Origin of the sequence: Klebsiella sp. CN_Kp073 (assembly GCF_040065495.2) — a bacterium.
GTDB lineage: Bacteria > Pseudomonadota > Gammaproteobacteria > Enterobacterales > Enterobacteriaceae > Klebsiella > Klebsiella aerogenes.
Map to the genome: position 1 here is coordinate 1,842,044 of NZ_CM198051.1, position 26,109 is coordinate 1,868,152.

Genomic DNA, 26,109 nt, shown 5'->3' on the forward strand with positions numbered 1-26,109 from the left:
GTTTAAAGGATGATCATATTAAACCAGAGTCCCTTCAATGCATGTTTCGATTTACTTATGTCTGGACTTAAGATTATCGATAATATCCCCTAAATCCAGCCCCTGGTCCTGAAGTAGTACCAGCAGGTGATACATCAGGTCTGACGCTTCATTCTTCAGTTCAAACTTGTCATTTACCGTCGCGGCCAGGGCGGTCTCTACGCCTTCTTCCCCAACTTTTTGCGCAATACGTTTGGTGCCGCTGGCATACAGTTTCGCAGTGTATGAGCTCTCCGGGTCTGCATGTTTGCGCCCGGCCAGCAGTTGTTCCAGTTGATAGAGGAACAGCCACTGGTGTCCGGTTTCCCCAAAGCAGCTTGAAGTTCCTTTGTGGCAGGTCGGGCCTATCGGGTTGACCAACACTAACAAGGTATCGTTATCGCAATCCGGGGTGATGCTGACCACATTAAGAAAGTTGCCGGAGGTTTCACCCTTTGTCCACAGGCGCTGTTTGGTGCGCGAGTAGAAGGTTACTTTGCCGCTTTCTTGCGTTTTCGCCAGCGCGTCCTCATTCATATATCCCAGCATTAACACTTCGCCAGATTCAGCGTGCTGTATGATGGCCGGCATCATGCCGTCGGTTTTTTGCCAATCCAGCTGTTCACTCAACATACCCTGATCTCCACGCCCTGGGCTGACAGGAACGTTTTTAATTCGCCAATATTAATAATTTGTTTATGGAACACGGAAGCGGCGAGGGCGCCATCGACGTTGGCGTCGCGGAATGCCTCAAGGAAGTGCTCCATGGTACCGGCGCCGCCGGAGGCAATCAGCGGAACGTTACACACTTCACGGACCTTTCTGAGCTGATCCAGATCGTAACCGTTGCGCACGCCGTCCTGGTTCATCATGTTGAGAACAATTTCTCCCGCTCCGCGCTTTTGTACTTCCTGTACCCAATCCAGCGTCTCCCATTGGGTGACGCGAGTTCGGCTCTCATCGCCGGTGTACTGATTAACGTGATATTTTCCGGTCTGTTCATCAAACCAGGTATCAATCCCTACCACGATGCACTGCACGCCAAAGCGATCGGCGAGACGGGTGATTAACGTTGGATCCGCAAGCGCAGGCGAGTTAATTGAAATTTTGTCGGCGCCGAAGGAGAGGATCTGCGCCGCGTCTTCCAGCGACTTAATTCCACCGGCTACGCAGAACGGAATATCAATCACTTCCGCTACGCGCGATACCCAACTTTTATCGACTACCCGGCCATCGCTGGAGGCGGTAATATCGTAGAACACCAGTTCATCCGCGCCTTCATCGGCATAGCGTTTTGCCAGCGGAACGATATCACCGATAATTTCGTGGTTGCGAAACTGCACGCCTTTTACTACCTGACCGTCGCGGACGTCCAGGCAGGGGATTATCCGTTTTGCCAGCATTGAATGGCCTCCGTTACGTTGAATTTACCTTCCAGTAGCGCGCGGCCGACGATCACCCCGCGAACGCCGGTTCCGCGCAGCGCGGCGATATCGCTGAGACCGCCGATCCCGCCGGAAGACTGGAACGCCACCTGCGGATAACGCGCGCAGACCTCTTCATATAGAGAGACGTTGGAACCCGCCAGAGTACCGTCACGGGAGATATCGGTACACAGCACATGTTGCAAGCCGACCGGCAGATAGCTTTCCACCAGCTCTTCCAGAGTGACGCCAGAGTTTTCCTGCCAGCCGCTCACCGCCACCTGTTTATGACCCTCGGCATCAATGCGTACATCCAGCGCCAGCACCAGATGCTCGGGGCCAAAGCGTTTAAACCAGCCTTTGACCTCCTCCGGCGATTTCACTGCCGTTGAACCGACCACCACGCGCGCCACGCCGGCATCAAGCAGTGCGGCAACGTCTTCTTGCGTACGTACGCCGCCGCCGACCTGCACAGGTACCGTAACGCCGGCAACCAGGGTCTTAAGCAGCGGAATCTGGCGTTTTGCCGGATCTTTCGCCCCGGTCAGATCAACCAGATGCAATACTTCCGCGCCCTGATCCGCATAGGATTGCAGGCGCGGTAACGGATCGTTGCCATAGTCGCGCTGCTGACCATAGTCGCCCTGATGCAGGCGCACCACGGTACCGTCAATTAAATCTAAAGCTGGAATGATCATTACATCTCCAGGAAATTTTTCAGCAGTTGCGCACCGGCGCTACCTGAGCGCTCAGGGTGGAACTGTACGCCAAAGAAGTTATCTTTCTGTACCGCCGCGGTGAAGGCCTCGCCGTAGTTGCATTGGGCGATAGTGTACGGATTGACCTGCATGGCGTAGCTATGGACGAAATAGAAATAAGCGCCTTCTTCAATGCCGCGGAACAGGCGATCGCCGGCTTTGGCATAGACCCGGTTCCATCCCATATGCGGCAGCGGCAGTCCGTGGTCGGTCATTTTCGGCACTTCTTCATCAATAATGCCCAGTAGCTCAACACCGTTATTCTCTTCGCTGCGCGCACCGAGTAACTGCATGCCGAGACAAATCCCCAGCACCGGCTGGGTACAGGCTTTAATCAAGTCAATGAGCTCGCGTTCGCGCAGCTGATCCATCGCAGCCTGCGCGGTGCCGACGCCGGGCAGAAAAAGTTTATCGGCACGCAGAACAACATCCGGCTCGCGGCTGACCACTGGCTCATAGCCATGGCGGCTCACTGCAGATTTCACCGAGTTGAGGTTGGCGCACCCGGTATCGAGGATCACCACGTTCATCACAATACCCCTTTTGAAGATGGCAACGTGTCGCCCTGGACCCGAATGGCCTGGCGCAGCGTACGGCCAAAGGCCTTGAACAGGCTCTCGACGCGGTGGTGATCGTTCTTACCTTTGGTTTTCAGGTGCAGCGTCACCGCCATGGTATAGGAGAGCGAGCGGAAGAAGTGTTCGACCATCTCGGTGCTCAGGTCGCCGACGCGCTGATAGGTGAAGTCAGCTTTATATTCGAGGTGTGGGCGACCTGAGATATCCAGCGCACAGCGCGCCAGGCATTCATCCATCGGCAACACGAAGCCAAAGCGGTTAATGCCGCGCTTATCGCCCAGCGCCAGCTTCAGCGCTTCGCCTAACGCCAGGCCGGTATCTTCTACGGTGTGGTGATCGTCGATGTAAAGATCGCCGCCGACGTTAATCTCCAGGCGAAAGCCGCCGTGGGTGGCAATCTGATCGAGCATGTGGTCGAAGAAACCCACGCCGGTGTGGATCTTGCTGCCGCCTTCACGATCCAGCCAGACTTTAACGTCAACCTGGGTCTCTTTGGTGATGCGCTCAACGTGAGCGTAGCGGTCGCGACGGGTCAGCTGTTCGCAGATGGTCGGCCAGTTCAGCGTTTCACTGTTATAGCGCAGGCCGATGATGCCCATGTTATCCGCTAACTCTATATCGGTGGCGCGGTCGCCGATGACGTAACTGTGGGCTTTATCCATTACGCCCTCTTCCAGCCACGGCAATACCAGTTGGGTCTTCGGCTTACGACAGTCGCAGTTATCACCAGGCATGTGCGGGCAAATCAGCACGGATTCAAAGTTAACGCCCTGCGAGGAGAAGACCTGCATCATCAGGTTGTGCGGGCCGTCGAACTCCTCCTGCGGCAGGCTATCGGTACCAAGGCCATCCTGGTTGGTGATCATCACCAGCTTATAGCCTTCCTGCTGTAGCTTAAGCAGCGCCGGGATCACCTGCGGTTCGAAGGCCAGTTTTTCAAACCGGTCTACCTGAAAATCAACCGGCGGTTCAGAGATAAGCGTACCGTCACGGTCAATAAAGAGAAACTTCTGGGTCATACATTCTCCGCAGTCAAAGCGTCAATCACGCGCTGGCTCTCTGCACGGGTACCGATAGTGATACGCAAACAGCCGCTTAATGAGGGTTGTTTATTTTGGTCACGTAAGATAATGCCCTGATCCCACAAAGATTTAAACACCGCGCTGGAGGCGGTTATCCGCGCCAGCAGGTAGTTGGTCTCGGAATCGAAAACCTGCTCGACGCAGGCGATGCCGCGCAGCGCATTGACCAGGTATGCGCGTTCATCAATGATCTGCGCCACGCGCGCGCGCATAGCGGCAATGCCTGCCGGGCTTAATGCCTGGGCGGCGATATCGGCGACCGGCGTCGAGAGCGGATAAGGCGCGATGACTTTCAGCAGTACATTAATCACCTCTGCGTTAGCCAGCGTAAAACCGCAGCGCAGCCCGGCCAGCGCAAAGGCTTTCGATAAAGTGCGCAGGATAGCCAGGTGCGGGTACTCGCTCAGCCAGTTCGCCAGAGATGCCTGGGGGCAGAACTCAATATAGGCTTCATCCGCTACCACGATTGCTTTACCGCGCGTCATTTCCAGCAGGGCGCGGAAATCTTGCGGATTGATTATCTGCCCGGTCGGATTATTGGGGCTGCAGACAAACACAACTTTCACGCCGGTGAGATTCGCTTCGATACCCGGCAAATCGAGCTGCCAGTCGGCGAGCGTCGGCACCGTACGGCACTCAACGCCGATGGTTTCGGCGCTGACACTGTACATGCCGTAGGTTGGCGGGCAATAAAGGACAGCGTCCTCGCCCGGTTCGCAAAAGGCGCGGATCAGCAACTCGACGCCTTCGTCAGCACCGCGGCTCACCAGTACCTGTTCTGGTTTTACGCCGGCATATTGCGCGTAGTTTTCGATAACCGCCTTCGGCTGTGGTTCTGGATAGCGGTTTAACGTCTGTTCGGTCAACTGGAATTCCACGGCGGTGGGGAATTCGTTGGCGTTCAGCCACACGTCGCCTTTCCCCCCAAGACGGCGGGCGGATTGATACGGCGTCAGCGCGCGGATATTGGCGCGGGCTAAGTCTTCAATGCTCATGCTTGCTCCTTAAGGGCGGCTACGCGCAGCGTTACGGCGTTTTTGTGGGCGGTCAGCAGTTCGGCTGCGGCCAGGATCTCGATAGTCGGGGCGAGGGCGGCGAAGCCTTCACGCGTCAGTTCCTGTACGGTCATGCGCTTTTGAAAATCAGCCAGACCGAGGCTGGAACAGGTCGCGGTGTAGCCGTAGGTCGGCAGCACGTGGTTGGTACCAGAGGCGTAATCACCTGCCGATTCTGGCGACCAGTCGCCGAGGAATACCGAACCGGCGCTGGTGATACCGTCAACCAGTTCACGGGCGTTACGGGTCTGGATAATCAGGTGCTCCGGTCCGTACTGATTTGAGATCTCTACACATTGGGCGAGATCGCGGGCGACAATAATACGGCTGGCGGAAAGCGCTTCACGCGCGGTTTCGGCACGCGGCAGGGCCGCTAGCTGACGTTCAACCGCTGCGGCGACCCGGGAGCCTATGTCGGCGTCCGGGGTCAGCAAGATAACCTGGGAATCCGGGCCATGTTCCGCCTGCGAGAGCAGATCGGAGGCGACGAAATCCGGCGTCGCGCCGCTGTCGGCAATCACCAGAACTTCCGACGGGCCAGCGGGCATATCGATAGCCGCGCCGTCAAGGCGCTGGCTGACCTGGCGTTTGGCCTCGGTGACGAAGGCGTTGCCAGGGCCAAAGATTTTAGCGACTTTCGCCACCGATTCCGTGCCGAAGGCCATTGCCGCGATAGCCTGCGCGCCGCCGACGTTAAAGATATTACGCACGCCGCAAAGCTGCGCCGCATAAAGGATTTCATCGGCAATCGGCGGCGGCGAGCACAGTACCACTTCCTGACAGCCGGCAATGCGCGCCGGTGTGGCGAGCATCAGCACCGTTGAAAACAGCGGCGCCGAACCGCCCGGAATATATAAGCCGACGGAGGCGATAGGGCGGGTAAGCTGCTGGCAGCGAACGCCGGGTTGGGTTTCAACATCGACAACCTGCAACTGCTGCGCGTTGTGAAAGATCTCGATATTGTTGACCGCCACCGCCATCGCTTGTTTGAGCTCGTCGCTGAGGCGCGCGCCGGCGGCGGCAATCTCTTCGTCAGACACTTTGAGCGCTGTGACGGTGGTTTTATCGAATTTGGCGCTATATTCGCGTAAGGCGGCATCGCCATTCTCTTTTACGTTAGCGAGGATCCCGGCTACCGTTTTGCTGATGCTCTCGGAAGCTGAAATCGCCGGGCGCGTTAATAGTTGTTGCTGTTGTGCGGCGCTGCAGCTATTCCAGTCGATAATGGTATTGAAGCTCATGGTCATTTCCCCTGTTTGTCCCGTAAACGAATTGCTGGATTACTCCATCATTTTCTCTATCGGTAGCACCAGAATAGAACTGGCGCCCAGCGCTTTCAGTTTTTCCATGGTTTCCCAGAACAGGGTTTCGCTGCTGACCATGTGCATCGCTACCCGCTGTTTGTCTCCTGCCAGCGGCAGAATAGTTGGCCGCTCTGCGCCCGGCAGCAGCGCCACCACTTCTTCCAGCCGTTCGGTCGGCGCGTGCATCATGATGTATTTCGATTCGCGGGCCTGGATAACCCCCTGAATACGGGTCAGCAGACGGTCGATCAGCTGCTGTTTCGCATCGTCCATCTCACCGTCGCGCTGGATCAGGCAGGCTTTGGAACGATAAATCACTTCAACTTCGCGCAGGCCGTTGGCTTCGAGGGTTGCGCCGGTAGAAACGAGATCGCAGATGGCATCGGCAAGGCCAGCGCGTGGGGCGACTTCGACGGAGCCGTTCAGCAGACAGGATTTAAAGGAGATACCTTTCTGATCGAGATAGCGCTTTAACAGGTGCGGGTAAGAGGTGGCGATGCGTTTACCGTCCAGCGCCGCCGGGCCATTCCAGTTTTCATCCACCGGTGTCGCCAGCGACAGGCGGCATCCGCCAAAATCGAGACGGCGCAGGGTGAAATAGCGCGGGTCTTCGCCCTGCGCGCGGCGGCTCAGCAGCTCTTCTTCCAGCACGTTCTCGCCGATAATGCCAAGGTCGACAACGCCGTCCATCACCAGCCCCGGAATATCGTCATCGCGAACGCGCAGAATGTCGATCGGCATGTTTTCCGCAAGGGCGATCAGACGCTGGGTGTGCAGGTTGACTTTAATGCCGCAACGGCCGAGCAGTTCGCGTGAATCTTCACTCAAACGGCCTGATTTCTGAATAGCTATGCGTAAACGGGTGTTGTCTAACATTGTTGTTTTCCTCTGAATACCTGTCTGAATCTGTCCGAATTCGGTCCAAAAAAAAGCCCCCGGAAGTGAATCTTCCGGGGGCTCTCTTTGCGTTCATGCACCACTGGAAGATCCAAACGTCTTCCAGCACACATCGCCTGAAAGACTAGTCAGGATGATGGTGATGATGGTGGTTTTTAAATTGAACGCTGTTCATAAAATTCTCTTTGAATGACTATGCATTTGATGTCTTTTAACCTAAACCAGTTCCGGCGCATAAAGCAAGCCCTTTTTTCCATCATTAATTCATTTCATATTCGTCGAACAAATTGTCAGGTCTCGCAGGCTGGCGTAGCCTAGTATCAGCACAGCGAATGAGTCAGGAGCCAGGGTATGAAAAAGGTCGCGATTGTCGGATTAGGGTGGCTGGGCATGCCGCTTGCGTTGTCATTGCGCGCGCGTGGTTGGCATGTCACCGGCAGTAAAACGACGCAGGATGGCGTAGAGGCGGCGCGGATGTGCGGTATTGAAGGATATCCGCTGCGTCTTGACCCCCAGCTGATCTGTGATGCTGAGGATCTGGACGCGATGATGAACGTCGATGCGCTGGTCATCACGTTACCAGCGCGGCGCACGGGCCCCGGGGAAGATTTTTATCTACAGGCGGTGCAGGAGATTGTCGATACCGCGCTCTCGCGGCATATTCCACGCATTATTTTTACCAGTTCGACCTCGGTTTATGGCAATACTGAAGGGACGATGAAGGAAAATTCGCCGCGCGATCCGCAAACCGCCAGCGGCAGGGTTCTGAAAGAGCTGGAGGACTGGCTGCATGCGTTGCCGGGTACCTCGGTGGATATTCTGCGTCTCGCCGGGCTGGTGGGGCCTTCTCGCCACCCGGGGCGTTTCTTTGCCGGTAAATCGGCTCCGGATGGCCAGCACGGGGTCAATCTGGTGCATCTGCAGGATGTTATTGCCGCGATTGAGTTATTGCTTCAGGCTCCGAAAGGCGGACACATCTATAATATATGTGCGCCAATGCATCCGGCGCGAGGTGTCTTTTATCCGCAGATGGCCCGTGAACTTGGGCTGCCGTTACCGGTATTTACCGATAACCCGGAAGGCGGTAAAGGCAAAATCATTGATGGCAACCGGATCTGCTATGAGCTTGGCTTTGAATACCAGTACCCCGATCCGCTGGTGATGCCGATGGAGTAACCACCAGCAGGCATTCGCGTACCGTAAGGGGGGGCGATGAAACCACTGCTGGATGTCCTCGTTATTCTTGATGCCTTAGAAAAAGAGGGGAGCTTTGCCGCGGCCTCGGCAAAGCTCTATAAAACCCCCTCGGCGCTGAGCTACACCATCCATAAACTAGAAAGCGATCTGAATATCCAACTGCTGGATCGTAGCGGCCATCGGGCGCGCTTTACTTGCACCGGGCAGATGCTGTTGGAAAAGGGGCGTGAGCTACTTCATACCGCTCGTGAACTTGAGCTGCAGGCTATCAGGTTACATCAGGGCTGGGAAAATACCCTGACCATCAGCGTCGATATGACTTTTCCTTTCTCTCTTTTAACTTCACTCATGGAACAGTTTTATCAACAGCACAACGTGACCCGTTTGCAATTCACCAATGCTGGAGGTTGGGATGCTATGGCGGCAGGCGAGGTCGACATGGTGCTGGGCGCGCTTAACGAGCCGCCAACGCTGGTGGGTTATGGTTTTAGTCTGCTTGGCGAGCTGGATCTGTGTTTTGTGGTCGCGATTAATCATCCGCTGGCGCAGGCTAAGGAACCGCTGAATTTGCGGGTGTTACAGCGATATCGGGCGATTATCTGCGATGCCGGTTTGCTGCAAAGCGAAAAGCAGGAGAGTGTGACGGTTTTTGATATGAACGGCCTGTTGGAGCTGGTATGCGCCGGGCTGGGCTGGGCCTACTTGCCGCGTTATCTGGCTAAGGCCTGGCTGGAGAAGGGCAAATTGGTCGAGAAACGCATTACCACACCCGCGCGGCTGCATCGGGCATGGATTGGCTGGAATGAAGACGTTTTTGGCCTTGCCGCGCAATGGTGGTTACAAGCGATATTAGCAAATAGTGCTATTCGTCAGATCTACAATACTAAAATAGTATGAATATTAGGCGGTTAGAATTCTTAGCCTATTAATAAACCTTACAACATCTTGTCATTAAGCCAGAAGTTGTTGCAAAATACGCAGCCTGAAAACCAGAGACTAGCCGACGCTTTTTTTAAAGTGTCGGTTATTTTTTTGGTCGAAAGACACATCATTCAATACCAAGAGGCCGGGCTTCGTACCGGATAGATATTTACTAAAAACCGACAGTCGTTGTCGCTGAGGAATAGAAAGAAATGGGGCAATTTTTTGCTTACGCGCTGGCCTTCGCCGTAAAAGGGGATAACTATGTCGCATAACGCTACTCCAAATACCTCTCGCGTGGAATTACGTAAAACCCTTACGTTAGTTCCGGTTGTAATGATGGGCCTGGCCTATATGCAGCCGATGACGCTGTTCGATACGTTCGGTATCGTCTCTGGTATGACCGACGGCCACGTGCCGACGGCCTACGCCTTTGCGTTAATCGCTATTCTTTTTACTGCGCTGAGCTATGGGAAGCTGGTACGCCGCTATCCTTCCGCGGGTTCAGCGTATACCTACGCCCAGAAATCCATTAGCCCGACCGTTGGCTTCATGGTGGGTTGGTCCTCTCTGCTCGACTACCTGTTCGCGCCGATGATCAATATCCTGCTGGCGAAAATCTACTTTGAAGCGCTGGTGCCTTCGATTCCATCGTGGGTGTTTGTTATCGCGCTGGTCGCGTTTATGACCGCCTTTAACCTGCGCAGCATCAAGTCCGTCGCCAACTTCAATACCGTTATCGTGGTGTTGCAGGTGGTACTGATTGCCGTGATCCTCGGCATGGTGGTGTATGGCGTATTTGAAGGCGAGGGCGCCGGTACGCTGGCCAGCAGCCGTCCGTTCTGGTCCGGCGATGCGCACGTTATCCCGATGATTACCGGGGCGACGATACTCTGCTTCTCATTTACCGGCTTTGACGGCATCAGCAATCTGTCTGAAGAGACCAAAGATGCAGAACGCGTTATTCCGCGCGCTATCTTCCTGACTGCGCTGATTGGCGGCCTGATCTTCATTTTTGCTACCTACTTCCTGCAGCTGTACTTCCCGGATATCTCGCGCTTTAAGGATCCGGATGCCTCACAGCCTGAAATCATGCTGTATGTGGCAGGTAAAGCCTTCCAGGTGGGCGCGCTGATCTTCTCCACTATCACCGTGCTGGCTTCCGGTATGGCGGCGCACGCTGGCGTTGCGCGCCTGATGTACGTAATGGGCCGCGATGGCGTATTCCCGAAAAGCTTCTTCGGCTACGTGCATCCGACCTGGCGCACTCCGGCGATGAACATCATCCTGGTTGGCGCGATCGCGCTGCTGGCGATTAACTTTGACCTGGTAATGGCGACCGCGCTGATTAACTTCGGCGCGCTGGTGGCGTTCACCTTCGTTAACCTGTCGGTTATCTCGCAGTTCTGGATCCGCGAGAAACGCAACAAGACGCTGAAAGACCACTTCCAGTATCTGTTCCTGCCGATGTGCGGCGCTCTGACTGTCGGCGCGCTGTGGGTTAACCTGGAAGAGAGCTCGATGATCCTGGGTCTGATCTGGGCCGGTATCGGTCTGATTTACCTGGCGTGTGTAACCAAAAGCTTCCGCAACCCGGTACCGCAATACGAAGACGTTGCGTAATCACGCTTTATGCTAACAAAAGCCGGAGGGAAACCTCCGGCTTTTTTGTTTCTGGCGTCCGCTGAATATCCCCGGTGGCGGCCGGGGGGCAGGGGATGGAGCGCTTACTTCTCCTGTCGCATCACGTTAAGCAGCGTATCCAGCAGTCCTGGAAAGCGGGCATCCAAATCGTCGCGGCGTAGCGAAATTAAGTTTTCCCGCCCCTGAGGACGTTGCCAGATCACGCCGCTGTCGCGCAGTACCCGCCAGTGGTGAGTCATGGTGGATTTAGCGATATCTTCTTTGCGTAGCGCGTTACAACTCTGCTCGCTGCCGTCGGAGAGCGTGCGAATGATTTCCAGCCGCAAGGGGTTACCCAGGGCAAAAAGGACATTTTCCAGGCGAATTTGTTCACGTTCGGGGTGATTGGCGATCATAATATTCCTGTGTCGGCGGTTGTGCTGTTTACGCGAACAGCAGTCCGTATCGGCGGCTGGCGGCTAATATACCCAAACTCCTTTTCTTGCGCCACGCGCGCCGTCGCAACCTGACCGATAACAGTGATAGAGAAAACAGTTCGAATATACTCGTACAGTTGTACTATTATAGATGCCGTAAACCTAACCGCGGCGGATTTAGCCGCTCATTGACAGTCAAAATGACTAAGGACGCATCATGCCCCGACCCATCCCCCTCGAACGTTATCGCAACATCGGTATCTCCGCGCATATCGATGCCGGTAAAACCACCACCACTGAGCGCATTCTGTTTTACACCGGAATGAGCCATAAGCTGGGTGAAGTACACGATGGCGCGGCAACTACCGACTGGATGGCGCAGGAGCAGGAACGTGGGATTACCATTACTTCCGCAGCGGTAAGCTGTTTCTGGCCCGGGATGGACCGCAGCTTTGAGCCCCATCGTATTAATATCATTGATACTCCGGGGCACGTGGACTTCACTATCGAAGTAGAACGCTCGATGCGCGTGCTGGACGGCGCGGTGATGGTCTATGACTCGGTCGGCGGCGTGCAGCCGCAGTCGGAGACCGTCTGGCGGCAGGCCAACAAGTATCACGTCCCGCGGTTGGCTTTCGTTAACAAAATGGACCGCCCGGGCGCCGATTTCTTCCGCGTGGTGCAAATGATGATCGATCGCCTGAAGGCCAATCCGGTGCCGATTGTTATCCCCATTGGCGCCGAAGAGCATTTTACCGGCGTCGTCGACCTGATAAAGATGCGGGCCATTCAGTGGGATGATGCAACGCAGGGGATGACGTTCAGTTACGCGCCTGTACCCGATGACCTGCTGGCGACGGCCCGGCAGTGGCGGGAAAAAATGGTCTCGGCCGCGGCGGAAGCCAGTGATGAGCTGATGGATAAATATCTAGAGAGCGGTGAACTGAGCGAAGCGGAAATTGTGGCCGGACTACGCAAACGCACAGTCGGCGGCGAGATCCAGCCGGTGCTCTGCGGTAGCGCTTTTAAAAATAAAGGCGTACAGAGGATGCTCGACGCGGTCGTTGAATTCATGCCGTCGCCGCTGGATATTCCGGCTATTCAGGGTATTGATGACAAGGGGCAACCGGCGGAACGTCACCCGAGCGACGATGAGCCGCTGTCGGCGCTGGCGTTTAAACTCATGACCGATCCCTACGTCGGCCAGTTGACCTTCATTCGCGTCTATTCCGGGACGTTGAAAAAGGGCGATGCGGTTTTTAACCCGGTGAAGGGCAAGAAAGAGCGTATCGGGCGTATCGTGCTGATGCATGCCAACGATCGCCACGAAGTCGACGAGTTGCACGCCGGCGATATTGCCGCCTGTGTTGGTCTAAAAGATGTCACGACGGGCGATACGCTATGCGATCCGGATGCGGTCATCACTCTCGAGCGCATGGAGTTCCCGGAACCGGTCATTTCGCTGGCGATTGAACCGAAGACTAAGGCCGACCAGGAGAAAATGGGCATTGCGCTGCAGCGGTTGGCTTCCGAGGATCCGTCGTTCCGCCTGCACACCGATGAAGAGTCCGGACAGACGATTATCTCCGGGATGGGGGAGTTGCATCTGGAGATTATCGTCGACCGTATGAAACGCGAGTTTGGCGTTGAGGCGAATATTGGCCGTCCGCAGGTTACCTATCGGGAAACCATCCGTAAAACGGTGAAGGATGTGGAAGGTAAATTTGTGCGTCAGTCCGGCGGTAAGGGGCAGTATGGGCACGTCGTGCTGACACTGGAGCCATTGGCGGCGGGGAGCGGCTTTGTATTTGAAGATGCCACCAAAGGTGGGGTGGTACCGCGTGAATACATCCCTTCTGTGGAGAAAGGGCTGCGTGAAGCGATGGGCGCCGGCGTGCTGGCGGGCTATCCGGTCGTCGACGTTAAAGCGACTCTGACGTTTGGTTCGTATCATGACGTCGATTCGTCCGAGATGGCTTTCCGTATGGCGGCAATTTTCGGCTTCAAGGAAGGGGCGCGAAAAGCGGACCCGGTGATCCTGGAGCCGGTGATGCACGTCGAGGTGGAGACGCCGGAAGAGTACGCGGGGAATATTATGGGCGATCTCTCTTCCCGTCGCGGGATGGTGCAGGGGATGGAGGAGCGTTTCGGTAGCCAGATTATTCGTGCCGATGTGCCGCTGGCCGAAATGTTCGGTTATTCTACTACGCTGCGCTCGATGTCGCAGGGCCGCGCGACCTATAGCATGGAGTTCCATCATTACGCGGAAGCGCCGCGTAACGTGGCCGACGATATCATCGCCAGCCGCGCGAAAAGTTAAGTCAGTATTCCCGGGCTACGGTTACGGCCTGGCCCGGGTTAAACGATTTCCTGCGCATATTGCCACAGCGCTTTCAACAGGGCCTGTTTTTCACTATCGTCAGCGTACTGTTGATACAGCAACTGCAGTTCATCGGCATAGGCCTGCAAAAATTCCGGCGTAAAGACGTTACGGCGGTGCTCTAACCAACGCTGCTGTTCGTTTTCATCAAGCGTACCGGGGAAGTTACGCGCGCGGTAGTTAAACAGCAGGCGTTCAATGCGTTTATCAGCAAAGGTAATATCCAGCGCCGGCAGATTTCGGGGTTCGGTTTCCAGCACAATTTTCATCGCCGCGCGATCGGCATCGCTAAAGAATCCGTTGTAAAGTTGGGCGTCAACATTATCCAATGGCGTGAACGGTTCGGCTTCGGCATATAGCGCGACTACCTTTTCGCGTACCTGCGGATTTGCGCGCAGCAGTTGGGCATTCTCCAGGCAGCGCTGAATATTAATACCTAAACGGTCGGCATCCTGTGGGCGCAACGTATTGGCCTGCGCCAGCACCGGGCATTTATTTAAATGCACCAGCTTAATTGGCGCTGCCGGTGAATCACCGAGTTCATCTCGTGGAGTATACAGGCGTTCGCGCAGTGTATCGGCATCGAGCTCCAACAACGGCGACATATCACCCGCCAGGTCAACCATAATCACCGCATTGCGGTTATCCGGATGCCAGGCCAGCGGCGCGACCAGGCTGGTGTTGCCGCGGGCGGCGCCGAACATACCGGAAACGTGGACTAGTGGTTTTAACTGCGGCACGTCGATCAACGTCGCCAGCTTGCGTTTATTACGATGACTGTACAGATATTCAAACAGACGCGGCTGATGGGTCTTCACCAGTTTCGCCATCGCGATGGTGGCGTACACATCGGCCATCGCATCGTGGGCATTACTATGCTCAATACCGTTTGCGACGGTCAGATGCTCAAGGCGGAAGCTTGGCAATCCTTCTTCGTTTTCCGGCCAGTTGATACCTTCCGGACGCAGGGCATAGCAGGCGCGCATGACATCCAGCAGATCCCAGCGCGAATTATCATGCTGCCAGCTCCAGGCATAGGGATCGTAAAAGTTGCGATAAAAAATATTGCGGCTGACTTCGTCATCAAAGCGGACATTGTTATAGCCGACGATACAGGTTTTCGGCACCGTGAACAGATCGTTGATGCGGCGGGCGAAAGCGGCCTCGTTGTCACCTTTGGCCAGCGCTTCCTGTGGCGTAATACCGGTAATCATTACCGCCTGCGGCTGCGGCAGATAGTCGTCCGCAGGCTTGCAGTAGAAGACTTCCGGTTCGCCAATGACATTCAGATCGCTATCGGTGCGGATGGCGGCGAACTGCGCCGGTCGGTCGAGCGAAGGGCTGGTTCCGAAGGTTTCGTAGTCGTGGAAGAGGAAGGATTGTTGTTCTCTTTCTATCATAGTTACATAAAATCCATATAGTCTTCCGAAAGAAAAAATCTAAAATTAAATAGATAATATCAATTTAATGATTATAGCATTTTTGACGCATTTTTAAATGATGTTTTTACATAATACAAGTTCAAAAGGGAGTTTTGGGTAGACTCCCTAATGGCACTTCCTCTAAAATATTAATCTTTTTGTTTTAATAGCCACTGACCATTGTTTCCGGGAGAGTAATATTGAGAATGTCCATTTTGAACACTCATTATTTCAGATTTTACACCTAATGGCGCGATTAAATTCTTAGGAGGACTCCATGAAATAACATCCTCAATAATGCATTGATTGGTAATAAAGGCCGCTTCTCCAGAGAAAGTGAATTTTTTAATTTGCACATTATAGAATTGACCAACAAATCCACTTGCGATGTCTGCATCATTAATAAACCCCCCTTTAAAAATTGCTTGGGAGTTCTGCATTCCTTTAACCTTGCCAAGGAAAATACAATCATTAAAAGAAACAGGGATGTTTGCTGAAAGTGAAATTTGTGGTGTTGTATCACTTTGGCTGCCTGTTTCTAATAATTCCATCTCTGGCTGGAATAGGCAGGAACGAAATAGTATATTGCCGGTGATTTTTTTACTTATAGAAGCGTTGCTGATTTTACATTTATCAATAAGTATGTCATGAGCATTCTCTGGCATAGTGAGTGATGCCAGATTTGAGTTTTGTAATAATAAATTTCGAGTGATTACAAGCGTTTTACTAATGTTTGAGCAGTCGATTGAAGAATTATCTATTGACTGGATATCCTCAAAGAACCATGATTCGCAGAAAACAGAATTAAATTGAGATCTTATTGCCATTGAGGTTGATAGAACACATCCATTTAAATGAGCAGAATTAAGAATAGTATCAACTAAATTTAAGACAACGGATGATTTATCTGCAACAATCTTCTCTAATTTGCTAAGATCATTACTTTTTGCGGACGTGTCATGAATAACTTGATTTAGAACGCAATTACTCAATGTTATAGAAACATTGGTATATTTTAAGGAAGATGAAAGGCTTGAGCCATCATCTCTAGTTAAAATCGTAGTTCTCTCTGCATGTAGAGTGTTTAGTGTTGAACGGATCGCGTTTATATATAAACATTTATGAAATGCTCTTTCCGACTGTATCCTATCGATTGAAAGGCAATTTGAGGTATCTCCCCCGCTAATTATTGCTATTTGGTATTTATGGACATTGCCACAAAGCTCGCTTGACAGACTTTTAAAAGAACTATCCCATACTGAAGATAATACTATACCGGAACCATTAAATCCTATAACTCGAATAGAATCGAAGCTTAAAAGTGAGCCTTTTATAAACAATCCATTTAAAGGTATTTTTCGATCTTCAGCAATAATACACAAAAGGCCATTGACCGTTGTGTAATTTGCTCGATCACTTTTATAATCAGAGTCCGGGTTCCCGATAATTACAGCAAAATTACCATTATTAGTTGCTTGAAAATTATCGGTATTGATAATCAGCCGACCTGACCAGTCTGTGATAATAGATTTGACGCCTGTCAGATCTAAAGTTTTCGATATTTTCCACGGGCCTCCCCTAAGATCAAGATATTTATTGTTTTTAATACAATAGTTAATCGCAGTAAGAACGGCAGCCGTATCATCTGGCTGACTACTATATTGGGCCTTATAATGTAATGGGGAGGCCGAAAGGACTGCATTATTATCTAAATGAGTGTTATCGTTAGCAATAGCAACTGGAGAAGCTTCTGATTTGTTAAGGGTTGCATCCACGATAAAGGCGGATGGAAGTATATATCTTAGAAAATTCCTTCGCGAAAAAATCATCAGTTTCTCCAGTATTCTTAATTAGAGTTTGCCTGACTAGCCGTTAATGCACTATCGACAGTGGCTTTTTGATCAGCACTCAACTTTGGGTCGCCATAACGATATACAAAGTAGAATCCAAGAAATACCCAAGGATAGAACATATATAACTGCGCGCCAAAAATAAAAGGAATAATAAATAGCATCATAAAGCACATGCCTGGAAGATCTTTTTTGTAAGTCAATAAAATAATAATAATGAAACCCAACACGCCAAATATACCATTTTCAATCATTAAATTGAAAAATCCTCCAAGGCCAGTTAGATCCCATCCAGATACAACGGGGAAACCTTCCCTGTATTCTAAGTTATTTCTTACTAACGAATAACCACCGAGGCCCACGCCAAATATAGGATTGTCTTCGAAAATTTTCGGGCCAATGTGGGATGCAGCAATTCGACCCATAATCAAACTTGGATCACCTGCACGCCCTTTGATTAATGAATATACATTCTGATAATCATCAATATAGTTATATGCAATCTTAAAAATTGCGAATGCCGAAATAGAAATACTCAGTGCTATGAAGAAAGAAAATCTTATGAAGTTCCCTGGTTTAAGGAATCCACTTAAGTATTTGTTTTTCATCATGAAACTAACAAAGAGGAAAATCGCAATTGCACATATTCCTGCTTTCGACTGTGAAAACGCAAGTGCTATTGCAAATGTAAACATCATCAATTTTCTTTTCTTGTAAAGAAACTCAAGAAATATCAGAGACGCTAAATATAAACCATAAGGTCCACCTTCAACATAGAATCCCTTCAATCGATGGATCTGATAATAACTAACAATATGTGTCCCTGCGACTATATCTATCGTTAATAACCCAAGTACAAATAATGTCATATAGAAATTATAAGTAATGAATTTACTAATCAACTCGGGAAGTTCAACTTTATATTTTCGTGCAGCGTTGAGCATTACAATAGCGGTTGAGATACATAGCATAAGTTCAGCGAAACGAACTACTGATATTACATATTTTTGTTTTAGGCCGCCATAATTCCAGAAGAAAACATCTGTAAAAAGCTGTGTAGCTAATGATATCACTAATAGAGAAAAAAAGAACAATACGAAAGGTAATGTCTTTTTGTGTATTTTAGTCATGAAAAATGGGAAAATGATAATCGCCATCAACTCCCATAGCTTCAGCACCCCCACACTCACGTCAGTTAGCTGGCTTCCTAGTGCACAGATGAACATGATAAACGATGCATACTTTACTTTGAGCATCATACTTGCGCGTTCCCTGTAGTCTGTGATTTCATAGTAAAATTCACCTAAAGTAATAGTAGTTACAAGATAACCATATGATTTCTAAGTAATAAGTTAAGCTGTATGAATTCACAGCTAAAGAGGCATATGGCTATACTCAGTATCTCAAGAGTAAGCGCATTTTTCCACTGCAAAAATTTGTTGGGATAAAATTTAGGACAATTTGCTATCAAGATTTTATGAGAGAATTTAGATGTTAATAGTGCCAACTGTTTTTTAGATGAAATTCAATAGTTATACTTATGTTTTAAGTTTTTAAAGCTCTTGCTTGTATTATTATATAAAATAAGCGCGATTTTATTTTAAATAATAAACATCGCGCGAAAATCATGTGCTCGAAGTAATTACATTACTTCACTTGTTGTTATTTTTTTGGAATTAATGATTTTTCTTCCAAGCATAATTCCTTTTTTCTCAATGTATTGATAAAAACCTAATGAGATCATGTAAATAATTGGTAATGAAATAACGGCAACAAGTAGACTACGTAATGGGGCGGCCAAATCAAAAAATCCGTTATACTTGACAAGTTTCCCTATAACTGGAATAACAATCATCAAATGCAACAGATATACCGAATATGATACGTCACCGAGGAACTGACTGAAGCGGGCGGAAAGTAACTTTCTGCTAAAGAAGACAATACCTTTTAGTGGCGATTTATCACTATGAGGCATCAGAAGAATCGACATCCCAAGGATTATCATAACCTCAATGATCATACGGATAGGTGAAGTAAAGTAACCCATCAAAAATGCAGCGAGTGGAGAAAGTAATGCAACCATAACGTAGATCTTACGGCTCTCTGCTACGGCTTTATAGAGTAACATTCCTGATATAAATAAAGGTAGCTTGAATAAAATCATCGAGGGCATCGGGAATGCTGCGAAATATCCAGGGAAAATAAATGCAGCCATTACGCACATTACAATCAATGCCAGGCAAGTCCTAATGAAACCAATCCCCATGACCAGCATCATGATAAACGGGAAAAGGGCATAGTATTGCATTTCAAGCCCAATACTCCAGTCAGGAAGGACTGTCCTGAATGAATAATAAGGAAGGAAACCAAAGGTGAATGAGATGTGCGTTAACACGTTCGCCATTGATGAGTCGGTATATCTCGCGGTCTCAGTTTGCGTTTCAGGCCATGCCAGCGCGATAGCATCCCGGTAGTGACCAAAGGTTTCACCGAAAATAAATGCCACAATTAGAAGGACATAATAAAGCGGAGCGATTCGGAAAAAGCGCCTTGTCCAAAATGAAGTTACCGTTTTAACGGACATCCAGGGTTCGACGTGCTGCCTCTCTATGTAATTCTTGGCCATAAGGTAGCCGGACAGCAAAATGAAAAGATCGACGCCAAAATCCGGGTTGCTCAGGATAGGGATGTTGCATCGTGTCAAAATACAAATGTGACCGAGCAGGACCCACAAGGAAGCGTAGCCTCGTAAGCCATCAAGCTCAGGAGACCAGTTTTTAGTCTGGCTCATCGTTACACCAATGAATATGTTTGTGAATTAGATGTTAATAGATAATATATGATCAGTTGAAATGTCTACATAGGAATTGTTTATGGAAAGTATTTAAGAATAACCTCATGAAGGTTTTTCATATTAATTTTTTATGACATGCATTTTTAGGTTTTTTCTTAATTACTTTTTGTGTTTGAGTGTTTTTAAATCCCATGCTAATTATGGGTGTTAATAGCCTCGTTAAAATAAATGGCGTTATATTAGATAGGTTAGTTGTTATGCTTTTTATTCATTATGAGCATCGATAAATCTACCATGTCATATTTTCTTGCAATTTAACCCTGATCTCTCAGGCGAACTTCCGTAAAAAGGACGGCGAATCTGTAAATCTTGAGGATATGCCGTTGAAAGGCCGTTTTTTATTTGCTGTAACTTTGCTCGCTTCGAGCGTTTCCTGCGCATTTGCCGCTGCTGATTTGCCCGTCACCGTGACGCCGCCTTCGATCCAGGCCGGTTCCTGGGTGCTGATGGACTACACTACCGGTCAAATCCTGACCGCCGGTAACGAACACCAACAGCGTAACCCCGCCAGCCTCACCAAACTGATGACCGGCTACGTCGTCGACCGCGCCATCGACAGCCATCGTATTACCTTTGATGATATGGTTACCGTCGGCAAAGACGCCTGGGCCAAGGGCAATCCGGTGTTTAACGGTTCTTCGCTGATGTTCCTTAAAGCGGGCGATCGCGTTAGCGTCCGCGATCTTAGCCGCGGACTGATCGTCGATTCCGGTAACGATGCCTGCGTCGCGCTCGCTGACTATGTCGCCGGCGGCCAACCGCAATTTGTCGCGTTGATGAATAGCTACGTTGAAAAATTGCATCTGAAAGACACCCATTTTGAAACCGTCCACGGACTCGACGCGCCTGGCCAGCATAGCTCCGCCTATGATTTAGCGGTGTTGTCGCGGGCGATTATTCACGGCGAGCCGGATGTCTATCACATGTATAGCGAAAAAAGCCTGACGTGGAACGGTATCACCCAGCAGAACCGTAACGGTTTGCTGTGGGACAAAACCATGAATGTCGATGGCCTGAAAACCGGCCATACCTCAGGAGCGGGCTTCAATCTTATTGCCTCGGCGGTCGATGGCCAGCGTCGTTTGATTGCCGTGGTGATGGGGGCCGATAGTCCAAAAGGGCGAGAAGAGCAGGCGGCTAAGCTGTTGCACTGGGGCCAACAGAATTTTGACACCGTCCAGGTGCTACAAAAAGGTAAGCAGGTTGGCGTCGAACATATCTGGTATGGCGACAAAGAGCAGATCAAGCTCGGCACAGATCAGGACTTCTGGCTCGCGATCCCGAAATCTGAAGTTCCACGTATCAAAGCAAAATATGTACTGGATACTAAGGATCTGGAAGCGCCTATCGCCGCTAACCAACGCGTGGGCGAAATCTCGCTTTACGATGGCGACAAAGTGGTCGGTCATTGGCCACTGGTGACGCTTGAAAGCGTTGGCAAGGGCGGGGTGTTTTCCCGTCTGAGCGATTATCTGCATCACGGCATTTAATCTCTGTACCCATGGGCCCGCCGCGCTCTGCGGCGGGCTTCATTCATTTCGCGCTTGTGGCGACTCTGTGAATCCGCGCACATACTGTTGTTCATCCGGCTGCTAAATTTGATGTATATTTATACAGTATTCTATCAACACTGGAGGCGCTATGAACTACAGCATTCAATCTCTCGACGCCCGCAAGATTGCCGGGTTTCATATGGTTGGCCCGTGGGAGCAGACCGTAAAGCAGGGGTTTGAACAACTGGCGGCGTGGGTCAGTCACCACCAGGTGCCGGCGCAGGAGTGGGTGGCGGTTTATTACGATAATCCGCAGCAGGTGCCCGCGGAAAAACTGCGTTGTGACACCGTTGTTACCGTGGCGGATGATTACGTCATCCCGCCGAATAGCGAAGGAGTCATCCTCACCGCGATTGCCGGCGGCGACTACGCCTGCGCCAGCGCGCGGGTCATTAACCATGATTTCTCCACGCCGTGGCTGCAGTTCTTTGACAGCCTGCTGCAGAGCAGCGATCTTCAAATTGCTGATAAACCCTGTTTTGAAATCTACCTTAACGACGGCAACCAGGACGGTCACTGGGATATTGAGATGTACGTAGCGGTGAATCGCGTCGGCTAATAAACCTTTATCCCTGATTTTGACAAGGTTTCTTACACTAGCGCAGTGCGCTTGCGAAAAAAGCGGCTACAATTGGCTTTTTCTGTTTGCCGGAGCAGGCCGTGCGCGCTGATAAATCACTTAAGCCATTTGAGATCCGACTGTATCGTCATTACCGAATTGTGCACGGTATCCGCATCGCGCTGGCTTTTGTTCTGACCTTCTTGCTGGTGCGTCTGCTGAACGTGCCGGAGGGCACCTGGCCTTTGATCACCCTGGTGGTGGTGATGGGGCCTATCTCTTTCTGGGGCAATGTGGTGCCGCGGGCCTTCGAACGTATTGGCGGCACTATCCTTGGTTCGGTATTGGGGCTGGTAGCGCTCAAACTTGAGCTTATTTCACTGCCAATCATGGTGCTGTGGTGCGCGGTGGCGATGTTCCTTTGCGGCTGGCTGGCGCTCGGCAAGCGGCCCTATCAGGCGCTGCTTATCGGCATTACGCTGGCGGTGGTGGTGGGCGCGCCGCCGGGCGATATGAACACCGCGTTGTGGCGAAGCGGCGATGTTATCTTTGGTTCACTGTTGGCGATGCTGTTTACCGGTATCTGGCCGCAGCGGGCGTTTTTGCACTGGCGCATCCAGATGGCGAATTATGTCACAACGTTTAATCGGCTGTATCAGGCCGGTTTTTCGCCAAATCTGGTTGAGCGCCCGCGGCTGGAAAAACATCTTCAGAAAGCGCTCAATGACGTGGTGAAAATGCGCGGGTTGATAACCCCGGCTAGCAAAGAAACGCATATTCAGAAAGCAATCTTCGAAGCCATCCAGACCGTCAGCCGTAATCTGGTATGCATGCTGGAACTGCAAATCAACGCTTATTGGGCCTCTCGTCAGGGCCATTTTGTGATGCTTAACGCCCAGACTTTGCGCGAAACCCAACGGATGACCCAGCAAACGTTGCTGACTATCGCCCATGCCCTGTATGAGGGAAACCCGCAGCCTGTTCGCGCCAACACCGAGAAGCTCAACGAGATCGTGGTCGAGTTGCGACAGCTTATCAAAGAGCATCAGGACGATAATCTGTCGGAAACGCCGATTCACGGCTATGTTTGGCTGACCATTGAGCTGGCGCGCCAGCTTGAGCTGCTGTCGCACCTTATTTGCCGCGCGCTGCGCAAATAAAAGGCAGATACGTGCGCGAAGTGAACAGGTTGCTTCGATTCAGCAGCATTTAGGGTTATGATAAACGCAAAGGAAAAAACATTGTCATCAGCGACTGCTAGCAGTTATGTTAGCCCTATAGGGCAGTCGCTTTAGCGAATCCGAATCTCAAATATTAGGGGTGTAAAAATGGAAACAACTAAGCCTTCTTTCCAGGACGTTCTGGAGTTTGTTCGTCTGTTCCGTCGTAAGAACAAACTGCAGCGTGAAATTCAGGACGTTGAGAAAAAGATCCGTGATAACCAGAAGCGTGTCCTGCTGCTGGACAACCTCAGCGATTACATCAAGCCGGGTATGAGCGTTGAAGCCATTCAGGGTATCATCGCCAGCATGAAAACCGACTACGAAGACCGCGTTGACGATTACATCATCAAAAACGCCGAGCTGTCGAAAGAGCGTCGCGATATCTCCAAAAAACTCAAAGTGATGGGTGAAGCCAAAGTCGGCGAATAAAACACCCACTTCTTCCGGCGGCATAGCAGGCCGCCGGATTCCTCCATCTTCCCGCCTTAAACCTCCGTATAAGCATCGCCCTTTAAGCCGACAGTTTGTTATACTGCCGCCGTGAACTTATTGATACCGGAAGGGTTTATCACATGCAGTCCCAGCTTCAGGTACCGCCGCGATGATACTAATTACCGGCGGCGCGCGTAGCGGCAAAAGCCGTCACGCCGAATCATTACTCCAATCCTGCGCGTCGGTGCTCTATATCGCCACTTCAGCCGTTATTGACGATGAAATGGCCGCACGCATTCAACATCACCGTAATAGCCGTCCGGCGCACTGGCGTACTGCAGAGCGCAGCCGTGACCTGGCGCCACTCATTACCCCCGATAATGCACCCGATGAAGCCATTTTGCTGGAGTGCGTCACTACACTGGTCACCAATATTCTGTTCGCTGAAGGTGGGGAAACGGATCCTGATGAATGGGATTACGCTGCGCTGGAAAGGATAGTCACGCAAGAAATCACACAGCTGATTGCTGCCTGCCGCGCCTGCCCGGCGCCGGTGCTGTTGGTCACCAATGAAGTGGGGTTGGGAATAGTGCCGGATAACCGGCTGGCGCGGCATTTTCGCGATATTGCCGGGCGCGTGAATCAGATGCTGGCCGCGGCCGCCGATGAGGTGTGGCTGGTTGTTTCAGGGATAGGAGTCAAAATCAAATGATTAAATCGTTCTTCGCCACGCTTTCTTTTATGAGCCGCTTGCCGGTTCCGGCCCGCTGGTCACAGGGGCTGGAAATCGATCAATATGAGCGCGGGATCGTCACTTTCCCACTGGTGGGGTTACTACTTGGCGCGATTGCCGGGCTGGTGATGCTGGCGCTTCATGCCTGGTGCGGCCTGCCGTTGGCCGCGCTGTTTGCCGTACTGGCGCTGGCGCTGCTGACCGGCGGTTTTCATCTTGATGGCCTGGCGGATACCTGCGATGGGATCTTTTCCGCCCGCCGCCGCGAGCGGATGCTGGAGATCATGCGCGATAGCCGGTTGGGGACGCACGGCGGACTGGCGCTGATCTTTGTGCTGGTGGCGAAGGTCTTCGTCATTAGCGAACTGGCGCTGCGTGGCACCTCGATGCTGGCCGCGTTGGCTGCATCTTGTGCCGTGGCGCGAGGGATGTCGGTGCTGTTGATGTACCGCCAGCGCTATGCCCGGGAGCAGGGGCTTGGTAACGTATTTATTGGCAAGGTGACTTTCCGACAGACCGTCATTACCCTGGCGCTATCATTGGCGCTGGCAACGCTGCTGCTGGGCCTGCATGGCCTGCTGGCTGCGGTTATAACGCTGCTGGTGATATCGGCGCTTGGTCAGGCGCTGAAGCGCACGCTGGGCGGGCAAACCGGCGATACGCTTGGGGCGGCCATTGAACTGGGCGAAGTTATCTTTTTACTGGCGTTGCTATAGAGCATATACCGCGCTGACAGGAAGCATATGAATACATTAACTGAATGGTTAGCAGCCATCCCGCGACTGGACGAAAGCGCGATGTCGCGCGCAGGTGAGCATATTGACGGCTTGTTGAAACCGCCTGGTAGCCTGGGGCGTCTGGAATCGCTGGCGATTCAGTTGGCAGGCATGCCGGGTCTACAGGGCACGTTACGTTTTCCACGTAAAACTATTGTGGTTATGTGCGCCGACCACGGCGTCTGGCATGAAGGCGTTACCGTCTCGCCACAGGCGGTGACCGCGATTCAGGCGGTCAATATGACCCGTAAGAATACCGGTGTTTGCGTGCTGGCAGCGCAGGCGGGGGCTGATGTTCAGGTGATTGACGTCGGGATTGACGCCGAACCGATCCCGGGGTTGGTGAATATGAAAGTGGCGCGCGGTAGCGGCAATATTGCCTGCACCGCGGCGATGAGCCGGGAGCAGGCCGAAACGCTGCTGCTGGCGAGCATGCGCTACACCCGTCAGCTTGCGGAGCAGGGCGTGCGTCTGTTCGGCGTGGGCGAATTAGGAATGGCTAACACGACCCCCGCTGCGGCAGTAGTCAGCGTGCTGACCGATCATGATGCCGGCGATGTTGTGGGCATCGGCGCGAACCTTCCGGTATCGCAGCTGGCGCACAAGGCGGAAGTCGTACGCCGGGCGATAGCGGTCAACCAGCCTTCAGCGGGCGATGGTCTCGACGTGCTGGCAAAAGTGGGCGGTTTTGACTTGCTCGGGATGGCCGGGGTCATGCTGGGCGCCGCTTCCTGCGGATTGCCGGTGATACTTGATGGTTTCTTATCATACGCGTCGGCACTGGCGGCCTGCCGGATTGCTCCACAGTTGCATCCGTATCTGATTCCGTCGCATCTGTCGGCGGAGAAGGGGGCACATATTGCGCTGGAGCATCTGCAGTTGAAGCCTTATCTGGATATGGGGATGCGCTTAGGCGAAGGCAGCGGCGCGGCGTTAGCGATGCATCTGGTCGAGGCCGCAGGGGCAATGTTCAACGATATGGGGACGCTGGCGGAGAGCAATATCGTGCTGCCGGAAACCCGTTAACCGGCTTC

The 26,109-nt window shown here is 51.8% G+C and carries 26 protein-coding genes and 1 other annotated feature; of the genes, 12 read left to right on the forward strand and 14 right to left on the reverse strand.

Annotation, left to right across the window (positions count from 1 at the left end):
* Positions 1-51: 51 nt before the first annotated feature.
* From hisIE to hisL, 9 genes are all read right to left on the reverse strand, one after another.
* Positions 52-651, reverse strand: a complete 600-nt coding sequence (hisIE, locus tag ABLV66_RS08845; protein WP_315711187.1) for a bifunctional phosphoribosyl-AMP cyclohydrolase/phosphoribosyl-ATP diphosphatase HisIE — start codon at positions 649-651, stop codon at positions 52-54.
* Positions 645-1,421: an imidazole glycerol phosphate synthase subunit HisF gene (hisF, locus tag ABLV66_RS08850; protein ID WP_045391773.1), complete on the reverse strand. Its 777-nt coding sequence runs from the start codon at positions 1,419-1,421 to the stop codon at positions 645-647. Before hisF ends, hisIE begins: the two co-directional genes overlap by 7 nt.
* Positions 1,403-2,140, reverse strand: a complete 738-nt coding sequence (gene hisA / locus ABLV66_RS08855; RefSeq protein ID WP_047045942.1) for a 1-(5-phosphoribosyl)-5-[(5-phosphoribosylamino)methylideneamino]imidazole-4-carboxamide isomerase — start codon at positions 2,138-2,140, stop codon at positions 1,403-1,405. Before hisA ends, hisF begins: the two co-directional genes overlap by 19 nt.
* Positions 2,140-2,730 (reverse strand): imidazole glycerol phosphate synthase subunit HisH, encoded by a 591-nt coding sequence (hisH, locus tag ABLV66_RS08860; protein WP_045391767.1) that lies wholly within the window; start codon positions 2,728-2,730, stop codon positions 2,140-2,142. Before hisH ends, hisA begins: the two co-directional genes overlap by 1 nt.
* Positions 2,730-3,797 (reverse strand): bifunctional histidinol-phosphatase/imidazoleglycerol-phosphate dehydratase HisB, encoded by a 1,068-nt coding sequence (gene hisB, locus ABLV66_RS08865; RefSeq protein ID WP_047066723.1) that lies wholly within the window; start codon positions 3,795-3,797, stop codon positions 2,730-2,732. The genes hisH and hisB overlap by 1 nt, the downstream gene beginning before the upstream one ends.
* A complete protein-coding gene (gene hisC, locus ABLV66_RS08870; protein WP_348875985.1) occupies positions 3,794-4,855 on the reverse strand; it encodes a histidinol-phosphate transaminase in 1,062 nt (353 codons plus the stop codon). Before hisC ends, hisB begins: the two co-directional genes overlap by 4 nt.
* The gene (gene hisD / locus ABLV66_RS08875; protein WP_063414436.1) at positions 4,852-6,156 is read right to left on the reverse strand and encodes a histidinol dehydrogenase; all 1,305 of its coding nucleotides are present in this window, start codon (positions 6,154-6,156) and stop codon (positions 4,852-4,854) included. The genes hisC and hisD overlap by 4 nt, the downstream gene beginning before the upstream one ends.
* Before the next feature lie 39 nt (positions 6,157-6,195).
* The gene (hisG, locus tag ABLV66_RS08880) at positions 6,196-7,095 is read right to left on the reverse strand and encodes an ATP phosphoribosyltransferase (RefSeq protein WP_045379285.1); all 900 of its coding nucleotides are present in this window, start codon (positions 7,093-7,095) and stop codon (positions 6,196-6,198) included.
* Between the two features lie 47 nt (positions 7,096-7,142).
* Positions 7,143-7,265: a sequence feature (His leader region), on the reverse strand.
* Positions 7,241-7,291, reverse strand: a complete 51-nt coding sequence (gene hisL, locus ABLV66_RS08885) for a his operon leader peptide (protein ID WP_009654477.1) — start codon at positions 7,289-7,291, stop codon at positions 7,241-7,243. (Overlaps the previous feature by 25 nt.)
* Before the next feature lie 176 nt (positions 7,292-7,467).
* Between hisL and ABLV66_RS08890 the strand changes: the two genes are divergently transcribed.
* The 4 genes from ABLV66_RS08890 to plaP all read left to right on the forward strand — a co-directional run bounded on the left by ABLV66_RS08890 (position 7,468) and on the right by plaP (position 10,857).
* Positions 7,468-8,292: an SDR family oxidoreductase gene (locus tag ABLV66_RS08890; protein ID WP_045391752.1), complete on the forward strand. Its 825-nt coding sequence runs from the start codon at positions 7,468-7,470 to the stop codon at positions 8,290-8,292.
* 36 nt (positions 8,293-8,328) lie between these two features.
* Positions 8,329-9,210: a LysR family transcriptional regulator gene (locus ABLV66_RS08895; protein ID WP_047078083.1), complete on the forward strand. Its 882-nt coding sequence runs from the start codon at positions 8,329-8,331 to the stop codon at positions 9,208-9,210.
* A gap of 236 nt (positions 9,211-9,446) precedes the next feature.
* Positions 9,447-9,509 (forward strand): membrane protein YoeI, encoded by a 63-nt coding sequence (gene yoeI / locus ABLV66_RS08900; RefSeq protein WP_098949253.1) that lies wholly within the window; start codon positions 9,447-9,449, stop codon positions 9,507-9,509.
* The gene (gene plaP / locus ABLV66_RS08905) at positions 9,499-10,857 is read left to right on the forward strand and encodes a putrescine/proton symporter PlaP (protein ID WP_015365827.1); all 1,359 of its coding nucleotides are present in this window, start codon (positions 9,499-9,501) and stop codon (positions 10,855-10,857) included. The genes yoeI and plaP overlap by 11 nt, the downstream gene beginning before the upstream one ends.
* Before the next feature lie 104 nt (positions 10,858-10,961).
* Here plaP and ABLV66_RS08910 read toward each other — a convergent pair whose 3' ends face one another.
* Complete coding sequence (locus tag ABLV66_RS08910; protein WP_015365828.1) at positions 10,962-11,273, reverse strand: ArsR/SmtB family transcription factor; 312 nt, start codon at positions 11,271-11,273, stop codon at positions 10,962-10,964.
* A 238-nt stretch (positions 11,274-11,511) separates the two neighbouring features.
* Here ABLV66_RS08910 and fusA point away from each other — a divergent pair, with 238 nt between their 5' ends.
* On the forward strand, positions 11,512-13,614 hold the full coding sequence (fusA, locus tag ABLV66_RS08915; RefSeq protein WP_047045925.1) for an elongation factor G: 2,103 nt from the start codon (positions 11,512-11,514) through the stop codon (positions 13,612-13,614).
* Positions 13,615-13,652: 38 nt separating this feature from the next.
* On the opposite strand, the gene sbcB is transcribed toward fusA, so the two are convergent.
* The 4 genes from sbcB to ABLV66_RS08935 form a co-directional block, all read right to left on the reverse strand.
* Positions 13,653-15,074 (reverse strand): exodeoxyribonuclease I, encoded by a 1,422-nt coding sequence (gene sbcB / locus ABLV66_RS08920; RefSeq protein ID WP_348875984.1) that lies wholly within the window; start codon positions 15,072-15,074, stop codon positions 13,653-13,655.
* A 170-nt stretch (positions 15,075-15,244) separates the two neighbouring features.
* On the reverse strand, positions 15,245-16,924 hold the full coding sequence (locus ABLV66_RS08925; protein WP_348875983.1) for a hypothetical protein: 1,680 nt from the start codon (positions 16,922-16,924) through the stop codon (positions 15,245-15,247).
* Positions 16,925-16,941: 17 nt separating this feature from the next.
* The gene (locus ABLV66_RS08930; RefSeq protein ID WP_052667984.1) at positions 16,942-18,204 is read right to left on the reverse strand and encodes an O-antigen ligase family protein; all 1,263 of its coding nucleotides are present in this window, start codon (positions 18,202-18,204) and stop codon (positions 16,942-16,944) included.
* A gap of 383 nt (positions 18,205-18,587) precedes the next feature.
* Entirely contained in the window at positions 18,588-19,736 is a 1,149-nt protein-coding gene (locus tag ABLV66_RS08935) for an acyltransferase family protein (RefSeq protein WP_348875982.1), read from the reverse strand.
* A 386-nt stretch (positions 19,737-20,122) separates the two neighbouring features.
* Here ABLV66_RS08935 and dacD point away from each other — a divergent pair, with 386 nt between their 5' ends.
* The 7 genes from dacD to cobT all read left to right on the forward strand — a co-directional run bounded on the left by dacD (position 20,123) and on the right by cobT (position 26,101).
* Positions 20,123-21,289 (forward strand): serine-type D-Ala-D-Ala carboxypeptidase DacD, encoded by a 1,167-nt coding sequence (gene dacD / locus ABLV66_RS08940; protein ID WP_348875981.1) that lies wholly within the window; start codon positions 20,123-20,125, stop codon positions 21,287-21,289.
* 151 nt (positions 21,290-21,440) lie between these two features.
* Positions 21,441-21,911, forward strand: coding sequence for a DNA gyrase inhibitor SbmC (gene sbmC, locus ABLV66_RS08945; protein WP_047067123.1), 471 nt, complete (start codon positions 21,441-21,443; stop codon positions 21,909-21,911).
* A gap of 101 nt (positions 21,912-22,012) precedes the next feature.
* Positions 22,013-23,071 carry an FUSC family protein gene (locus ABLV66_RS08950; RefSeq protein WP_045391654.1) on the forward strand — a complete coding sequence of 353 codons (1,059 nt, stop codon included), beginning with the start codon at positions 22,013-22,015 and terminating at the stop codon, positions 23,069-23,071.
* A gap of 168 nt (positions 23,072-23,239) precedes the next feature.
* Positions 23,240-23,563 carry a DUF496 family protein gene (locus tag ABLV66_RS08955; protein ID WP_015365834.1) on the forward strand — a complete coding sequence of 108 codons (324 nt, stop codon included), beginning with the start codon at positions 23,240-23,242 and terminating at the stop codon, positions 23,561-23,563.
* Positions 23,564-23,735: 172 nt separating this feature from the next.
* The gene (cobU, locus tag ABLV66_RS08960; protein ID WP_348875979.1) at positions 23,736-24,278 is read left to right on the forward strand and encodes a bifunctional adenosylcobinamide kinase/adenosylcobinamide-phosphate guanylyltransferase; all 543 of its coding nucleotides are present in this window, start codon (positions 23,736-23,738) and stop codon (positions 24,276-24,278) included.
* Positions 24,275-25,015 carry an adenosylcobinamide-GDP ribazoletransferase gene (gene cobS / locus ABLV66_RS08965; RefSeq protein WP_047066394.1) on the forward strand — a complete coding sequence of 247 codons (741 nt, stop codon included), beginning with the start codon at positions 24,275-24,277 and terminating at the stop codon, positions 25,013-25,015. The genes cobU and cobS overlap by 4 nt, the downstream gene beginning before the upstream one ends.
* Positions 25,016-25,042: 27 nt before the next feature.
* Positions 25,043-26,101: a nicotinate-nucleotide--dimethylbenzimidazole phosphoribosyltransferase gene (gene cobT / locus ABLV66_RS08970; RefSeq protein WP_348875978.1), complete on the forward strand. Its 1,059-nt coding sequence runs from the start codon at positions 25,043-25,045 to the stop codon at positions 26,099-26,101.
* Positions 26,102-26,109: the final 8 nt, after the last annotated feature.

Bases quoted from the DNA above. Each gene is read 5' to 3' on its own strand.
- hisIE (WP_315711187.1), bottom strand. From the start codon at position 651: ATGTTGAGTGAACAGCTGGATTGGCAAAAAACCGACGGCATGATGCCG.
- hisF (WP_045391773.1), bottom strand. From the start codon at position 1,421: ATGCTGGCAAAACGGATAATCCCCTGCCTGGACGTCCGCGACGGTCAG.
- hisA (WP_047045942.1), bottom strand. From the start codon at position 2,140: ATGATCATTCCAGCTTTAGATTTAATTGACGGTACCGTGGTGCGCCTG.
- hisH (WP_045391767.1), bottom strand. From the start codon at position 2,730: ATGAACGTGGTGATCCTCGATACCGGGTGCGCCAACCTCAACTCGGTG.
- hisB (WP_047066723.1), bottom strand. From the start codon at position 3,797: ATGACCCAGAAGTTTCTCTTTATTGACCGTGACGGTACGCTTATCTCT.
- hisC (WP_348875985.1), bottom strand. From the start codon at position 4,855: ATGAGCATTGAAGACTTAGCCCGCGCCAATATCCGCGCGCTGACGCCG.
- hisD (WP_063414436.1), bottom strand. From the start codon at position 6,156: ATGAGCTTCAATACCATTATCGACTGGAATAGCTGCAGCGCCGCACAA.
- hisG (WP_045379285.1), bottom strand. From the start codon at position 7,095: ATGTTAGACAACACCCGTTTACGCATAGCTATTCAGAAATCAGGCCGT.
- ABLV66_RS08890 (WP_045391752.1), top strand. From the start codon at position 7,468: ATGAAAAAGGTCGCGATTGTCGGATTAGGGTGGCTGGGCATGCCGCTT.
- ABLV66_RS08895 (WP_047078083.1), top strand. From the start codon at position 8,329: ATGAAACCACTGCTGGATGTCCTCGTTATTCTTGATGCCTTAGAAAAA.
- plaP (WP_015365827.1), top strand. From the start codon at position 9,499: ATGTCGCATAACGCTACTCCAAATACCTCTCGCGTGGAATTACGTAAA.
- ABLV66_RS08910 (WP_015365828.1), bottom strand. From the start codon at position 11,273: ATGATCGCCAATCACCCCGAACGTGAACAAATTCGCCTGGAAAATGTC.
- fusA (WP_047045925.1), top strand. From the start codon at position 11,512: ATGCCCCGACCCATCCCCCTCGAACGTTATCGCAACATCGGTATCTCC.
- sbcB (WP_348875984.1), bottom strand. From the start codon at position 15,074: ATGATAGAAAGAGAACAACAATCCTTCCTCTTCCACGACTACGAAACC.
- ABLV66_RS08925 (WP_348875983.1), bottom strand. From the start codon at position 16,924: ATGATTTTTTCGCGAAGGAATTTTCTAAGATATATACTTCCATCCGCC.
- ABLV66_RS08930 (WP_052667984.1), bottom strand. From the start codon at position 18,204: ATGATGCTCAAAGTAAAGTATGCATCGTTTATCATGTTCATCTGTGCA.
- ABLV66_RS08935 (WP_348875982.1), bottom strand. From the start codon at position 19,736: ATGAGCCAGACTAAAAACTGGTCTCCTGAGCTTGATGGCTTACGAGGC.
- sbmC (WP_047067123.1), top strand. From the start codon at position 21,441: ATGAACTACAGCATTCAATCTCTCGACGCCCGCAAGATTGCCGGGTTT.
- ABLV66_RS08955 (WP_015365834.1), top strand. From the start codon at position 23,240: ATGGAAACAACTAAGCCTTCTTTCCAGGACGTTCTGGAGTTTGTTCGT.
- cobU (WP_348875979.1), top strand. From the start codon at position 23,736: ATGATACTAATTACCGGCGGCGCGCGTAGCGGCAAAAGCCGTCACGCC.
- cobS (WP_047066394.1), top strand. From the start codon at position 24,275: ATGATTAAATCGTTCTTCGCCACGCTTTCTTTTATGAGCCGCTTGCCG.
- cobT (WP_348875978.1), top strand. From the start codon at position 25,043: ATGAATACATTAACTGAATGGTTAGCAGCCATCCCGCGACTGGACGAA.